At 46.3% G+C, this 14,286-nt stretch carries 14 protein-coding genes; 2 read left to right on the top strand and 12 right to left on the bottom strand.

Features of this window, described 5'->3' with window-relative positions:
* Positions 1 to 142: 142 nt before the first annotated feature.
* Complete coding sequence (locus tag GT360_RS03335; RefSeq protein WP_164647502.1) at positions 143 to 1,117, top strand: phosphotransferase; 975 nt, start codon at positions 143 to 145, stop codon at positions 1,115 to 1,117.
* Here GT360_RS03335 and GT360_RS03330 read toward each other — a convergent pair.
* The 7 genes from GT360_RS03330 to queA form a co-directional block, all read right to left on the bottom strand.
* Complete coding sequence (locus GT360_RS03330; RefSeq protein ID WP_164647501.1) at positions 1,114 to 1,605, bottom strand: GNAT family N-acetyltransferase; 492 nt, start codon at positions 1,603 to 1,605, stop codon at positions 1,114 to 1,116. The two genes, GT360_RS03335 and GT360_RS03330, sit on opposite strands and share 4 nt — an antisense overlap.
* A 60-nt stretch (positions 1,606 to 1,665) precedes the next feature.
* The gene (locus tag GT360_RS03325; protein WP_164647500.1) at positions 1,666 to 2,613 is read right to left on the bottom strand and encodes an endonuclease/exonuclease/phosphatase family protein; all 948 of its coding nucleotides are present in this window, start codon (positions 2,611 to 2,613) and stop codon (positions 1,666 to 1,668) included.
* Positions 2,614 to 2,717: 104 nt separating this feature from the next.
* Positions 2,718 to 3,665, bottom strand: coding sequence for a protein translocase subunit SecF (gene secF / locus GT360_RS03320; protein WP_164647499.1), 948 nt, complete (start codon positions 3,663 to 3,665; stop codon positions 2,718 to 2,720).
* Positions 3,666 to 3,679: 14 nt separating this feature from the next.
* Complete coding sequence (secD, locus tag GT360_RS03315; RefSeq protein WP_164647498.1) at positions 3,680 to 5,536, bottom strand: protein translocase subunit SecD; 1,857 nt, start codon at positions 5,534 to 5,536, stop codon at positions 3,680 to 3,682.
* 23 nt (positions 5,537 to 5,559) lie between these two features.
* The gene (yajC, locus tag GT360_RS03310; RefSeq protein ID WP_164647497.1) at positions 5,560 to 5,889 is read right to left on the bottom strand and encodes a preprotein translocase subunit YajC; all 330 of its coding nucleotides are present in this window, start codon (positions 5,887 to 5,889) and stop codon (positions 5,560 to 5,562) included.
* 105 nt (positions 5,890 to 5,994) lie between these two features.
* Positions 5,995 to 7,140, bottom strand: a complete 1,146-nt coding sequence (tgt, locus tag GT360_RS03305) for a tRNA guanosine(34) transglycosylase Tgt (protein ID WP_164647496.1) — start codon at positions 7,138 to 7,140, stop codon at positions 5,995 to 5,997.
* A 233-nt stretch (positions 7,141 to 7,373) separates the two neighbouring features.
* Complete coding sequence (gene queA / locus GT360_RS03300; RefSeq protein ID WP_164647495.1) at positions 7,374 to 8,426, bottom strand: tRNA preQ1(34) S-adenosylmethionine ribosyltransferase-isomerase QueA; 1,053 nt, start codon at positions 8,424 to 8,426, stop codon at positions 7,374 to 7,376.
* Between the two features lie 285 nt (positions 8,427 to 8,711).
* On the opposite strand from queA, the gene GT360_RS03295 reads away from it, so the two are divergent.
* Positions 8,712 to 9,158, top strand: coding sequence for a CBS domain-containing protein (locus GT360_RS03295; RefSeq protein WP_164647494.1), 447 nt, complete (start codon positions 8,712 to 8,714; stop codon positions 9,156 to 9,158).
* A gap of 156 nt (positions 9,159 to 9,314) precedes the next feature.
* On the opposite strand, the gene GT360_RS03290 is transcribed toward GT360_RS03295, so the two are convergent.
* From GT360_RS03290 to GT360_RS03270, 5 genes are all read right to left on the bottom strand, one after another.
* A complete protein-coding gene (locus tag GT360_RS03290) occupies positions 9,315 to 9,938 on the bottom strand; it encodes a CDP-alcohol phosphatidyltransferase family protein (protein WP_164647493.1) in 624 nt (207 codons plus the stop codon).
* Between the two features lies 1 nt (position 9,939).
* Positions 9,940 to 10,578, bottom strand: a complete 639-nt coding sequence (locus GT360_RS03285) for an ATP-binding cassette domain-containing protein (RefSeq protein WP_164647492.1) — start codon at positions 10,576 to 10,578, stop codon at positions 9,940 to 9,942.
* Positions 10,544 to 12,256, bottom strand: a complete 1,713-nt coding sequence (locus GT360_RS03280) for an ABC transporter permease (RefSeq protein ID WP_164647491.1) — start codon at positions 12,254 to 12,256, stop codon at positions 10,544 to 10,546. Before GT360_RS03280 ends, GT360_RS03285 begins: the two co-directional genes overlap by 35 nt.
* Before the next feature lie 9 nt (positions 12,257 to 12,265).
* Positions 12,266 to 13,411 (bottom strand): ABC transporter substrate-binding protein, encoded by a 1,146-nt coding sequence (locus tag GT360_RS03275; protein ID WP_164647490.1) that lies wholly within the window; start codon positions 13,409 to 13,411, stop codon positions 12,266 to 12,268.
* A gap of 193 nt (positions 13,412 to 13,604) precedes the next feature.
* Positions 13,605 to 14,282 carry a TVP38/TMEM64 family protein gene (locus GT360_RS03270; protein ID WP_164647489.1) on the bottom strand — a complete coding sequence of 226 codons (678 nt, stop codon included), beginning with the start codon at positions 14,280 to 14,282 and terminating at the stop codon, positions 13,605 to 13,607.
* Positions 14,283 to 14,286: the final 4 nt, after the last annotated feature.

Here is a 14,286-nt window from a genome sequence, read left to right as displayed (position 1 = left end):
ATTTAATAAAGCTCATCATTATCATAGTCGCTTGTTGCATATGTAGCGGTAAAAATCACCTAGTGAATCAAATCAGATTCGTCCTATAATCCTAATCCACAATATCAATTTGCCTTTGAGCTCTGTTTGCCCTTAACACTCTATGAATACTGACTATCTAACCCTGCTTGAACCTATTGGAGTGACCTCTATCCATCGCATTGAGCTTATCCAAACGCTATGGAGCGGCTATGGAGAGCTGGTTAGAGTACATGTATCAGGGCGAGCTCAACCAACACTTATCATTAAGCACGTTGTGCTGCCGGAGGAAAGAGTTCATCCAAGAGGTTGGAACAACCCTGTTGGGCACCAACGCAAGCTCGACTCCTATCAGGTAGAAAGTGTTTGGTATCAGGATTACGGCAATCACTGGGATAAACGTTGTCCAATCCCTCTCTCACTACACAGTGACATACAAACGAATCAGTGGCTTATCGTCATAGAGGATCTCAACGTTCATGGTTATCGCCAAACCACTTCTCAAGCGACACCTAATCAAATCTCGGCCTGTCTATACTGGCTAGCAAACTTTCATGCTAAATATATCGATTGCAAAGGGCGAGGACTTTGGGAGTCAGGTACCTACTGGCATTTGGAGACTCGGCCCGATGAGCTGCACGCACTCGAAGACATTGAACTTAAGCGAGCCGCTAAGACCATAGACCAAGTGCTAAAGAGCGTCCCTTTTCAAACCTTGGTACACGGTGATGCTAAACTGGCAAATTTCTGTTTTACACCTGAGGGTGACCGTGCGGCGGCCGTTGATTTTCAATATGTAGGTAGAGGGTGCGCGATGAAAGATGTCGCGCTGTTTATGAGTAGTGCTGTGAGTCCAGAAGATTGCTTTGATCTGGAAAGTGCCATTTTGGACGAATATTTTACCTACCTAAAAAACGCCCTTAATCATTATCAACCAACGCTCAACGCAGATGAAGTAGAGACAGCTTGGCGACCTATGTTTGCGATGGCGTGGGCAGATTTCCAACGCTTTGTCAAAGGCTGGAGCCCGAACCATTGGAAGATCAATGCTTACAGTGAGCAGTTAAAAGAGCGCGCCTTAAACCAACTCAACGACTAAGACTTAATGCGTGCCATATAGTAAGTGCTTACATACTTACCGTCGCGAAAACAGGACATTTTGGCTTCGCCCTCAATTTCGAAACCAAACTTCTTGTAGCAAGCAATCGCCACGTGATTATCAGAGTTAACTTCGATTTGAATGCGTTTTACCTGAAGCCAATTATCAGCAAGATCGATCACGGTTTCGATCAAGCGGCTTGCTACCCCCAACCCATGAAAATCATCGTGAACACCGATACCAAAACTTGCACAATGGGCCGTTCTCGGACGTTGAGAGTGTTCAAAACCAATATTCCCTACCACTCGTCCATCAATTTCTGCCACATACGAATAGACGCCAACGGGCATTGAATCTAAACGTTTTTGCCACATATCGACAGAGGGTTTAGGGAGCTGCAAGGTTTGTCGTTGTGCTTCTGGTTGTGCGTAGATATCGCATAATGCAGCAGCATCACTTGCTCGAGTTGGGCGTACAGTAATTTCCATAATAAACCTTCATCCATGATTTTCTTACCGTTATACCCAAACCCCAGCAAGAGCTCAATGCTATCTTATAATATCAAAAACGGCTTTGACGGCGGCATGATCAGAAGCATAGCGATCATGTTCAAATGAGGGAGAAACCAAGTGCTGATCGAATATATCCACACGATCAACCTCAACACTTTGCTGCGCACTCGCAGATGTGAAATCGGATGACACGAGAATGTAGTCTAAAACGTTGCCTTTCTCACCATAGTAGTGAGTCGCTTGACGTGAATTAGAGGGGAATCGTTGCAGAGAAACACTGTCTGTTAGCTTTTGTAAACTCCCTTTATTGGCCAGACTCTGCAGCTCTTGTGAAGAGACATCATGATTGAAATCCCCCATTACTATTGTTGGCCTGCGCTGCTCTCTCCGCAGTTGACCCACATAATGAGATAGCATCTCTGCCTCTCCGCCACGTTGCTCGGTTGATAACCAACGACCGTGTACGCTCGCTTGATGACGTTGGTCGCTGCTCATCTCCTCACTCTCTTCAATCGAAGATCGCTGCGACTTTAAATGCACCACAAGCACATTGACCAAACCTAAGTTAGGCACTTGCACGACACAATGCAGTGGAGTACGACTGAATTGTCGTCCAGTTTTCATATTCCGCAACGCGATGCTATCTACCTTCGTCGAGCTTATGATAGGAAAGCGCGAAGCAAAGGCAACCGGAGGCTGAGAATAAACGTAATCGGACTCTACCTTAGGATCATCCAAACAAGCAAAATACCGATAGCCTAATGCCTGAGTTTGCTGTTTGAGCTCATCGCTGCTGAACACCTCTTGAAAGCCAACCATGTCTGAATTGAGCTGTTTTAGATATGCCCCTAACCAAGCCTGCTTGCCCTGCCATTCATCACTGGTGTAGATATTATCGAACTGGTAATAGGCGTTTGGTGGTGCGAGATAATTGAATAGATTTAAGGTCGCAATAGAAAAACGACTGGAATTGATATCAGACAAGCTGGGTCCCTAACTGCAAATGTCCCTGTAGCAATAGTACACCAGATAGAAAAAACCGCCGTAGTTATTAACCTGCAGCGGTTTGATAATAGACAGAATACGCGTTATGGCATCTCGTCGAACTCTTCGCCTTCTTTGTCGATTTGCGGTGGCATTAGGTGCTCTTTTTGAACGCCTAGTTTAAGTGCCAGTGCAGAAGCAACATAGATAGAGGAGTAAGTACCTACCGTGATACCCAGTAGCAATGCCGTTGCAAAGCCATGGATCATCGCGCCGCCTTGAGTAAACAGAGCGATAACTACGAACAAGGTAGTACCAGAGGTAATCAATGTACGACTCAGTGTTTGTGTGATTGAGTTGTTGATGACCTCAGCCGGCTCGCCCTTACGCATCTTGCGGAAGTTTTCACGAATACGGTCAAATACAACAATGGTATCGTTGAGGGAGTAACCGACAACCGTTAGCAAGGCTGCAACGATGGTCAAGTCCACCTCAATCTGCATCAACGAAAACACACCTAGCGTAATGATAACATCGTGTGCCAGTGCCATTACCGCACCTGCCGCCAAACGCCACTCAAATCGCATTGACACGTAGATCAAGATACAGATAAGAGAAACAAGGATCGCAAGACCACCCGCTTCTGTTAGTTCATCACCCACGTTAGGACCGACGAACTCAATACGACGCATCTCTACGTCTTTACCAGTACCCGTCTGAATCGCTGCTAAGATTTGGTTGCCTAGCGTTTCACCAGAAACATCGTCACGCGGACGAAGGCGCACCATCACTTCACGAGCTGAACCAAAGTTCTGAACGGTCGCATCACCAAAGCCCTTAACCTCAAGAGCTCCACGGATCTCTTCAAGATCGGCTGGTTGCTCAAAGCCTACTTCAATTAGCGTACCGCCAGTGAAGTCGAGGCCCCAGTTTAACCATTTCGTTGATAGCGTAAAAATTGCTGCACCAATCATTAAGATTGAGAACATAAACGCCATCTTCGACCAACGCATAAAGTCGATCGTTTTGTCTGCTTTTAGAATCTGAAACATACTAATTCCTAGCCTTAGATCGACAGTTTATCGATGCGCTTACCACCGTAAAGTAGGTTAACCACACAACGTGTGCCTACGATTGCAGTAAACATTGAAGTCAAGATACCAATCGACAGTGTCACAGCGAAACCTTTAATCGCACCCGTACCCACAGCAAACAGAATGATGGCTGTGATCAGAGTTGTGATGTTGGCGTCGGCAATGGTACTGAATGCATTTGAGTAACCTTGGTGAATCGCTTGCTGAGGGTTACGTCCTTCACGCAGCTCTTCACGGATACGCTCAAATATCAATACGTTGGCATCGACTGCCATACCCACCGTCAATACGATACCGGCAATACCTGGTAGCGTCATGGTTGCACCTGGAATCATCGACATCACACCAATGATCAGTACAAGGTTCGCCATCAGCGCCATGTTGGCAATAAAGCCAAACTTGCGGTAGTAAATCAGAGTAAACAGCATAACAGCGACCATACCCCAGATACACGCTTGGACACCCATATCAATGTTCTGCTGACCCATAGATGGACCAATGGTACGCTCTTCAACAATCGAGATTGGCGCGATCAAAGCACCTGCACGAAGCAGTAGTGCTAGGTTGTGCGCTTCAGCTGCAGAATCAATGCCTGTGATTCGGAAGTTACGACCCAGCGCCGATTGAATCGTTGCTTGGTTGATCACTTCTTCATGCTTGGTCAGGATAACGCTGCCTTCTGGCGTACGACGACCACTGTCTTTGTACTCAGTAAATACTGTTGCCATCAACTTGCCAATGTTTTGACGAGAGAAGGCTGACATGCGGTTACCACCTTCGCTATCTAACGAGATGTTTACTTGAGGACGACCATATTCATCTGCACTAGAGCTTGCATCGGTAATGCTAGAACCACCCAAAATCACGCGTTTTTTTAGCACGACTGGGCGACCATCGCGATCTTGCTTAACTTCACTGCCTGCCGGTACACGACCAGACGCTGCCGCGGTAATGTCAGCTTGAGAGTCCACTTCACGGAACTCCAGTGTCGCAGTGGCACCAAGAATCTCTTTAGCACGAGCGGTGTCTTGAACACCCGGTAGCTGAACAACGATACGGCTAGCGCCTTGACGTTGAACCACAGGTTCTGCAACACCCAGTTCATTCACACGGTTGCGAAGAATCGTGATGTTCTGTTCGATGGCGTAGTTACGGATCTCTTGTAGACGAGTATCAGTGAAGCTCGCAATCAGAGCAAAGCGACCGTTAGACGTTGATTCATTGAACAACATATCTGGGTGAGCTGATTCTAGAACGCGTTTGGCTTGAGCTAATTGCTCCGCGTCACGAAGCAGTACTTCAACCGAGTCACCGCCTTGAGGGCGGATAGCGCGATAACGAATGCGCTCTTCACGCAATTCACCACGGAAGGCTTCTTCTTGCTGAGAGATCAGACGCCCCATTGCCGCTTCCATATCCACTTCCATCAAAAAGTGAACACCACCACGCAAATCGAGGCCAAGCTTCATTGGCTCTGCGCCAATCGCTTCTAGCCAGTTTGGTGTAGCCGGAGCAAGGTTCAGTGCGACAATTTTCTCACCGCCGACCGCTTCTGCGATAACATCACGAGCCGTAAGCTGTGTATCGGTGTCGTTGAATCGAACGAGGATGGTTCCATTTTCGAGAGCAATGGATTTGTGAGAGAGTTGCTCTTTGTCAAGAGCTTGAGTGACAGTATCCAGCGTCGACATATCTACAGAGGCGCCACGCGCCCCTGTAACTTGAATAGCCGGATCTTCACCGTATAGATTAGGAAGTGCATATAACGCCGCAACGGCAATGGCGAAAATCACCATTAAGTACTTCCATAAAGGATAACGGTTTAGCACAGCGAGGATCCTTCTTTGCTGTCTTATAGAGACTTAAGCGTACCTTTGGGTAGCACTGCAGTCACAAAATCTTTCTTGATTACAACTTCGTTGTTCGCGTTTAGCTCAATTGAGATGTAGTCATTGTCTTCAGCGATTTTAGTGATTTTACCGACTAGACCACCGCTAGTAATCACCTCATCACCTTTGCCCATAGACGCCATCAGGTTCTTGTGCTCTTTAACACGCTTAGATTGTGGGCGGTAAATCATGAAGTAGAAAATAACCGCAAACATACCTAGCATGATCAGCATTTCGAAACCGCCACCTGCTGGTGCACCTTCAGCTGCTGCGTGAGCTTGAGAAATAAACATAAAATGTCCTCGTTTTTTATATAGATAATCCAATCACATTGGGTAACGCCACCTTATTTTCAAGTCACTACGTGGTCAAAAACAAGGTGGCGTCACAAAATCTTACTATTTTTCTGCTTCTAGCTTACCAAGAGAAGGGACTTCTCTGTCACGGCGAGCATAGAATTCTTCTACGAACTGGTCGAAACGGTCTTCATCGATCGCAGTGCGGATGCTCTCCATCAAGCGTTGGTAGTAACGTAGGTTATGGATGGTGTTCAAGCGCGCACCCAAGATTTCATTACAACGATCAAGATGGTGTAGGTAAGACTTAGAGTAGTTCTTACACGTGTAGCAATCACAGTGTGGGTCTAGTGGTGTTGTATCCGTCTTATGCTTCGCATTACGGATCTTGATGATACCACCCGTCACAAATAAGTGACCGTTACGAGCGTTACGCGTCGGCATCACACAGTCGAACATATCGATACCACGGCGCACACCCTCAACCAAATCTTCAGGCTTACCCACACCCATTAGGTAGCGAGGCTTGTCTTCTGGAAGTTGCGGACAAGTGTGCTCAAGCATGCGATGCATGTCTTCTTTCGGCTCACCTACGGCTAGGCCGCCAACCGCATAGCCATCAAAACCAATGTCTGTTAGACCTTTCACCGATACATCGCGCAAATCGCCATATACACTACCTTGAACGATACCAAATAGAGAGTTCGGGTTCTCTAGTTTGTCGAAGTGATCACGAGAGCGTTGTGCCCAGCGCAGAGACATCTCCATCGACTTTTTCGCTTCGTCATGTGTCGCTGGGTATGGCGTACACTCATCGAAGATCATAACAATATCTGAACCCAGGTCTTTTTGGATTTCCATCGACTTTTCAGCATCCATGAAAATCTTGTCACCGTTAACTGGGTTACGGAAGTGAACACCCTCTTCGGTGATCTTACGCATGTCACCCAGACTGAATACTTGGAAACCGCCTGAATCGGTCAAAATAGGACCTTGCCAGTTCATGAAGTCATGCAAATCACCGTGCATCTTCATCACTTCTTGGCCAGGGCGAAGCCACAAGTGGAAAGTGTTACCAAGCAGGATTTCTGCACCAGTCTCTTTCACTTCTTCAGGCGTCATACCCTTAACTGTGCCGTAAGTACCCACTGGCATAAACGCCGGTGTTTGTACTGAGCCACGCTCAAATGTCAGTTGACCACGACGAGCATGACCGTTCGTTTTTTTAAGTTCGTATGATAATTTCACGAATCCTCCAAATGTCAGAGAAACAGTCTGACGATAAATTAAGAGCTCTTTGCTCTAGCGTAGGAGCGGTCGCCTTCCATGCGAGAGGCAGCAAAAACTGCTTCCTAGCCTACTGCTAGCACTCGTAAATCTGTTGCCATTTGTGGCTTAAAAACCTTGATTGACACCAAAGTCTTCTCGTTAACTGTGACGTTTTATCATTGCAGATTATCAATGCAAAACGTCAAGCAACCTCAAGCGGTCTTTTTGTTGATGAACATTGAATCGCCATAGCTAAAGAAGCGGTATTGGTTATCAACCGCATGCTGATAGGCATTCATTGTGTTCTCATAACCCGCAAACGCACTCACCAACATGATCAGTGTCGATTCTGGCAAGTGGAAATTAGTGATTAGACAGTCGATGAGTTGGAACTCATAACCCGGGTAGATAAAGATTTCAGTATCCCCAAAGAATGGAACCAGCTCCGTGCCCTTTTTCAACGCATCTTGCGCAGCACTCTCTAGAGAACGAACCGAGGTCGTGCCGACGGCAATCACTCGACCGCCACGTGCTTTTGTCTCTTTAATCGCGTCGACCACGACTTGATCAACTTCGACATACTCAGCATGCATATGGTGCTCAAGCACATTGTCCACTTTCACCGGCTGGAAGGTACCCGCACCAACATGCAGAGTGACGTAAGCTAGATTGGCACCTTTCGCTTTAATCTTTTCAAGCAAGGCTTCATCGAAATGCAGGCCCGCCGTCGGGGCGGCCACAGCTCCAGGTTTTGCATTGTATACCGTTTGGTAGCGCTCTTTATCTGAGTCTTCGTCTGGGCGATCGATGTACGGAGGCAGTGGCATGTGACCGACTTGCTCCAAAATCTCTAACACGGTTTTCTCTGATTGAAACTCAAGTTCAAACAGTGCATCGTGGCGAGCCACCATCAGCGCTTGGTATTCATCCTCTTCACCGAGGATGATCGTTGAACCTGGTTTTGGTGATTTTGAACAACGAACGTGAGCCAGAATGCGCTTGTCATCCAGCATACGCTCCACCAGCACCTCAAGTTTGCCACCAGAGGCTTTACGGCCAAACATACGCGCCGGAATCACTCGCGTGTTATTAAACACCACCAAATCACCTTCGCGAACCTGATCTAACACATCACTAAATGTGCCATCGGTTAAACTGCCTGTATTGCCATCAAGCTGAAGCAAACGACTTGCTGTGCGCTGGGCATTGGGGTAACGAGCAATCAGCTCATCAGGGAGTTCAAAGTGAAAGTCAGATACTTGCATGGTGAAATCTTCTACCGTTATTCAAAATTTAAGCGGGCTTATCGCAGCAGCGCAGTATACATCAAGCCCCCCTCAAGGTCACCTTTTCCAAGCGGGCATTCATCCACCATCGTTCTCCCCGAAAACGGCGCATAGTTGCGCAAAATTCACCCATATAAATTCACTTAATTTCTTTTAATAACAATTAATTAGTTGAGCAATAGATTAATAGTTAAGAAAAAAGAACTAGCTCTCAGTTAACCCGCAATAAACCTTCTATATTTAAAGAAAAACAAGGAGGCCGCTATGATTAAGGTCGAAGATATGATGACACGCAACCCGCACACCCTGCTGCGTTCTCACTCCTTATCTGATGCAAGAGATATGATGAGCGCGCTCGACATACGCCATGTGCCGATCGTCGATACCGATCGAGCTCTGCTCGGTATCGTCACTCAAAGAGACATTTTGGCCGCACAGGAATCTAGTCTACTCAACAGCCCTACTCAACTTTCTTATACCGCAGACACCCCGCTTAACGAAATCATGCACTCACAACTGATGACGGTTACACCACAAGCGGGTTTAAAAGAGAGTGCAAAGTACATGCAGAAGCATAAAGTTGGGTGCTTGCCTGTGGTCGAAAACAATCGGTTAGTTGGTATTATTACTGACAGTGACTTTGTGTCGATAGCAATCAATCTGTTGGAGTTGCAAGAGGAAGCTGAGCCTGAGGGCTTTGAAGAACTGTAAAAAAGAGATACGGCGTAAACCCTCATGTCTAAAAGCCACATGAGGGTAAAGCACTCACGTACAGAAGCTTTCTGTACTCCGCCAACAAAATTACCTATAAGCAATCACTGTTAAACAGACATATTCCGCTGATAGTACACAGGGTACATAGAGGACTTACAGCTTCGTATCGCTGTCTACAAGAGTATGAAAACCCGAGTAAATGCGCGTAAACGTAGTAAACCAGCACAGCGCGCCGAAGACAAAAGCCATGACAGCAAAATACGCTGGAAACAGGCACATCAGCACGAAACAGGCGATGGTTTCAGTGCCTTCCGTTAACCCACTCATGTAATACAACGACTTCTGTTTATAGATGGGGTTATCGATCCCTCGCTTGCCTGCCATTATTGCGAACGCTAAGAAACTCGTACCCGTACCGACAAATGAGAAAATCAAAAATGCCCCAGCAATCGCGTTAACCTCAGGATTAGCAAGAACAAACCCAAAGGGCACCATAGAGTAGAAAACAAAATCTAGGGCAATATCTAAAAATCCACCCGCATCAGTGATGCCTTGCCGACGAGCGAGCGCGCCATCAAGTCCATCAAATATTCGGTTTAATGCGATGAATACCAGAGCCCAGGAGTATTGCTGTAATAGCAACATAGGTAAAGCGATACAGCCTAACCCAAAACCTACTAATGTAACTTGGTTGGCTTTGATCCCCAATTTATCCAGTACCTTAGCGCACTGAGATAAAGGCCAGCGAATAACCTTAATACTTAATCGATCCAACATGTTAACTCACCCAAGGCCAGGTTAATACACGACTTCCTAACGGAATATCCTGCTCGTCATGGGTCACCATAACCGTTGGGATGTCCTCTCTTGCCAGTTGTTCAAATACCCAATCTCTAAACTGCTCCCTTAACGTCTTATCAAGTTTGCTAAATGGCTCATCGAGTAATACCACTCTCGGTTTAGCCAGTAACATCCTAGTGAGGTTGATTCGAGCACGTTGTCCACCTGACACCTGCTCCGGGAATGACTCGGCCAAATTAAGTAATGAAATACTCTCTAGTGCTTGCAGTGCTTGTTGCTTTCTTGCATCGCCTTGCACATTATTTGGTAAAGCGAACGCCAAATTTTCCCAAATATTCAAATGAGGGAACAACAGGTCGTCTTGAAACAAAATACCCACATTGCGCTGATGGGCTGGGAGGTTTGACAGCTCTTGCCCTTCGAGTTGGATCTGACCTTGATAAGTAAATTCATCAGAGAGGTGACCGGCAATAACATCCAGTAGCGTAGACTTTCCGCACCCACTAGGTCCCATTAAAGACAGTACTTCTCCTGGCTTAACTTCTAAACCCAGTTCAGTAAATAGTGCCTCACCCTCTTTTTTATGGATGGTGAGGTTTTTTAGACACAGACTCATTAATCGTTGAACCTTTGAAAATATAAAGCTTGAGACGCAAACGCGAGGCTCGGCTCATCACGATTGCGAAAATAAAGAATAGTAAGGGCAAGAAGGCCTGCCAAATGGCATAAATAGCGGTGACACGTCGATCGAAGCCACTAGACAAAGCGACGGCTTCAGTCGTGAGCGTGCTGATTCGGCCAGCCCCTAACATCAATGTTGGTAGGTACTGAGCCAAGCTCACACTTACCCCAACAGCCCAGGCAAAAATGATGGCAGAAAAGAGTTGAGGAAACTTAACACTAAAGAACACGCTTAAAGGTGTTTTGCCTAAACTCAGAGCGACGCGAGTAAAGCCCTGATTGTAGGAGCGCCATGGACCGTCTAACGCCAAATAGACAAATGGGAAGGCAAAAAACATATGTGCCCAGCAAACCCACAGCCAGTAGTGACTCCCGCCAACCACTAAGGTAATTGTCTGAAAGCCAAATAGAATCGACAGTTGCGGAATCAGCATTGGAACGGCAATAAGATACCCTGGCACTTGCCCGCGATACTTCACTCGATACTCATGAGCAATAATCGCGAATAGCAAGGCACAACTTGCCGATATCAAAGCCAAAGTCAAACTCTGTTCGACAGTAGAGATAATGCCTGACCACTCGTATTCCCAAAACCTTGTACTGTAACGACTTGGCAGAAAATCAGGAAAGCGCCAACGCTGCGCTACACTCCAAATCGCCATCAATGGAATCATTGAACCGCTGATTGTTATGATTATGCTAAGTAAAGTCGCTCCAGGAAGCTTCAAGCCAGCTCTGCCAGAGATTTGCCACTGACGTAAGCGTTTGGTCACCAACCACTCGATCAGACGAACAACACCGATCATAAAGCCTGCTACCAAGAACAGGAGCATTGCGCCAGCAGAAGCACGTGGCAGAAGTGTAAGATCAGGATCATTGAACCATTGCCAAACTAAGACTGCGAACGTAGGCGGGTTAGTCGGGCCCAGAATTAGGGCGACATCCACAACCGATATTCCGTAGGCCAGCACTGCCAAGAGCGGAAAACGCATTTTAATCAACCACTGGCTGAACATACACTTCCACCAAAACTCATGCCTTTGGTAGCCAAGGGATAGGCAGACTTTCTCCGCTTTATCGATCTCCAACTGTTTAAGAACAGGAATGCTCATCAATAGCAAAAACGGCACCTCCTTTAAGGTCAACATAAGTGTTAAACCTAGCCCTAAAGGATCTTGAACCAAGGTTGCAAAGTCATCTTCACCAGCTCCAGTAAGGTCGATACCAAAGAGTTGGAAAAAGGCTCGCACACTCAGGCCAGTTGGCGCAAACAGAAAGGCAAAGCCAATCGCATAAGCAACATGAGGCATCGACATTAATGGCGACAAGCACCACTCAACTCGCTGCCACGCTCTCTGCCCCCAAAACCGCTGAATGATTGAATACGTCACGATACAAGTAAATATTGTGCTCAATAGTGAAGTAACAACGGTAAGTCCGACTGACTTGAAGACGCCCTGCCACTCGAATGCTTGAACAAAGCCACTTAACGAAGGCTGAACCATTCCAATTGGTGGGATGTAGCTCATAGAAGATGCCGCAACCCCTAGGAGTCCAGGGATTGTTGGCAGCATACACACGGCTACGACTAGAAAATACGACAGTCTTAACATCTTGACTGGTTAACGCCCATAGCGCTTAAACCACTCCTGTTCGATAGCAGATTGCCAACTTGGATGCGGCTCTGCGATAGATTGATAGTGCTTTGTATTCGCAGCACTACCAGTGAGATACTTCACATTCAACACCGAAGGGTCACCCCAAATATTAAGGTCACCTTTACGTGATTGTGCTTCTGGGCTCAGTAAAAAATTAATCGTCACTAACGCCCCTTCCGTTGCTTTCGCATTCCAAGGAATGGCTAAAAAATGAATGTTAGATAATGCCCCCGCTTCAAACGCATAAGCTTGAGTCGTTTCGGATAACTGACCCGATGACTGTGCAGAATAGACCGCATTAGGGTTAAACGTTATCGCTAGATCGAGCTGACCATCATCCAAGAGACGAATAGTCTCTGATGTCCCAGCAGGAAACTGGCGTCCGCTACGCCACGCCACTGAGTGAAATTCATCGAGGTATTGCCACATTGGGCGAGTCACCTGCTCAAATACCTCGGCATTTACCTCATGCTCAAGCGCTGGATGGTTATTTGATAAGTCGATTAGCAGTGCTTTGAGAAAACTTGTTCCATGAAACTCGGGAGGCTTCGGATAACTTAAACGGTTTGGAAAGGCTTTAGCGTAATTCAATAACTCAGCAAATGATTTAGGCGGATTATTAAGCTCATATTGATCGTAAATAAAAACTAACTGCCCAACGCCCCAAGGGGCTTCAAGGCCTTCTGTTGGTTCAGAAAAGTCGACGTCTATTGGTAGCGTTTTATCGACATACTGCCAATTTGGCAGTGACTCAGTAAATGGCCCATAGAGCAGTTCGTTATCCTTCATTGATTTGAAGTTTTCGCCATTTATCCATACGAGATCAACACTGCCATCGCTATTCTTACCGACGGCTTTTTCAGCAATTAGGCGCGGTGTTGTTTCTGCTATATCCGTTACTTTGACATGGTGTAAATTAACCCCATATCGGCTCTTAAGTTCATTGCCAGCCCACTGAATATAGCGATTGATCTCTTGGCTACCACCCCAGGCGTGAAAGTACACGGTTTGACCCTGTGCTTTGTCTTCAACGTGTCGCCAATCAATATCCGTGGCGAACGCACTCCATGACAAAGATAAGCTGGCGAATAGTGTCAAGATTCTGTTCATTCTTTTGTCCATTAGTCTGTTCATCCCTTTTATTACACTCGACCAATCATGAGTAGTGTTACGCGAGTGTAACAAAATTTATATGACGATATGAAACAAGGAAGGGAGAATTTGTATACAAACTCTCCCTAAGCTTCAATTTGTCAGTCAACCAATTAACGACTTACGTTAATTTGCGACATACTGGACCGGACTACTTCGCCAATTCTTCCATATTAATGCCTTTTTTCTTGGCAATATATTTTGGAATCAGCGACATGCCAAACAACACCAGACCTGCACCAGCAAACTTCACTAGCAACATTGCTGACACTCCATTGGTCGCAATATCACCCGCCATGTAAGCAAAAATGAAGGCACCCGGAGCCATAGTGACCAAGGAGACAAGAACATAAGTTCCCAGCTTGAGACCAGTAATACCATAAGCATAGTTTTGTAGACTAAATGGGAACACAGGAACCAGGCGCGTCAAGATCAAAAAGCTCGAACCATTCTGTGCGACACCGTCGTCAATCTTCTTAAAAATTGGGTTGTCGCCAAACTTTTTAAGAATCAGATCTCGGAAGATAAAACGAGCACAAAGGAAAGCGACCGTCGCCCCAAGAGTAGCCGAGAATAGAGCGAGTAGCGCACCTTTTACTGGACCAAAAACAATACCTGCGACAATGGTAAACGCACTGCCTGGCAACATAAACACACAAGCAAAGACAAACGCGGCAACAAACACTAGATATCCCCAGATACCAAAGCCTGCAATCCACTCCTGAAGACTACGAATATCAGTAATGATTTCAAGTAGACCTGTTTGCTTAGCACCAAAGATAACGGCTGCGATAGCCAATACGGCTAAGAGTATTTTTACAATTTTCATTTTC

This window comes from Vibrio astriarenae (genome assembly GCF_010587385.1).
Lineage (GTDB): Bacteria > Pseudomonadota > Gammaproteobacteria > Enterobacterales > Vibrionaceae > Vibrio > Vibrio astriarenae.
This window is presented reverse-complemented; position numbering and strand designations above follow the sequence as displayed.

Bases quoted from the DNA above. Each gene is read 5' to 3' on its own strand.
- GT360_RS03335 (WP_164647502.1), top strand. From the start codon at position 143: ATGAATACTGACTATCTAACCCTGCTTGAACCTATTGGAGTGACCTCT.
- GT360_RS03330 (WP_164647501.1), bottom strand. From the start codon at position 1,605: ATGGAAATTACTGTACGCCCAACTCGAGCAAGTGATGCTGCTGCATTA.
- secF (WP_164647499.1), bottom strand. From the start codon at position 3,665: ATGTTTCAGATTCTAAAAGCAGACAAAACGATCGACTTTATGCGTTGG.
- yajC (WP_164647497.1), bottom strand. From the start codon at position 5,889: ATGTTTATTTCTCAAGCTCACGCAGCAGCTGAAGGTGCACCAGCAGGT.
- queA (WP_164647495.1), bottom strand. From the start codon at position 8,426: ATGCAAGTATCTGACTTTCACTTTGAACTCCCTGATGAGCTGATTGCT.
- GT360_RS03295 (WP_164647494.1), top strand. From the start codon at position 8,712: ATGATTAAGGTCGAAGATATGATGACACGCAACCCGCACACCCTGCTG.
- GT360_RS03290 (WP_164647493.1), bottom strand. From the start codon at position 9,938: ATGTTGGATCGATTAAGTATTAAGGTTATTCGCTGGCCTTTATCTCAG.
- GT360_RS03285 (WP_164647492.1), bottom strand. From the start codon at position 10,578: ATGAGTCTGTGTCTAAAAAACCTCACCATCCATAAAAAAGAGGGTGAG.
- GT360_RS03280 (WP_164647491.1), bottom strand. From the start codon at position 12,256: ATGTTAAGACTGTCGTATTTTCTAGTCGTAGCCGTGTGTATGCTGCCA.
- GT360_RS03275 (WP_164647490.1), bottom strand. From the start codon at position 13,411: ATGAACAGAATCTTGACACTATTCGCCAGCTTATCTTTGTCATGGAGT.
- GT360_RS03270 (WP_164647489.1), bottom strand. From the start codon at position 14,282: ATGAAAATTGTAAAAATACTCTTAGCCGTATTGGCTATCGCAGCCGTT.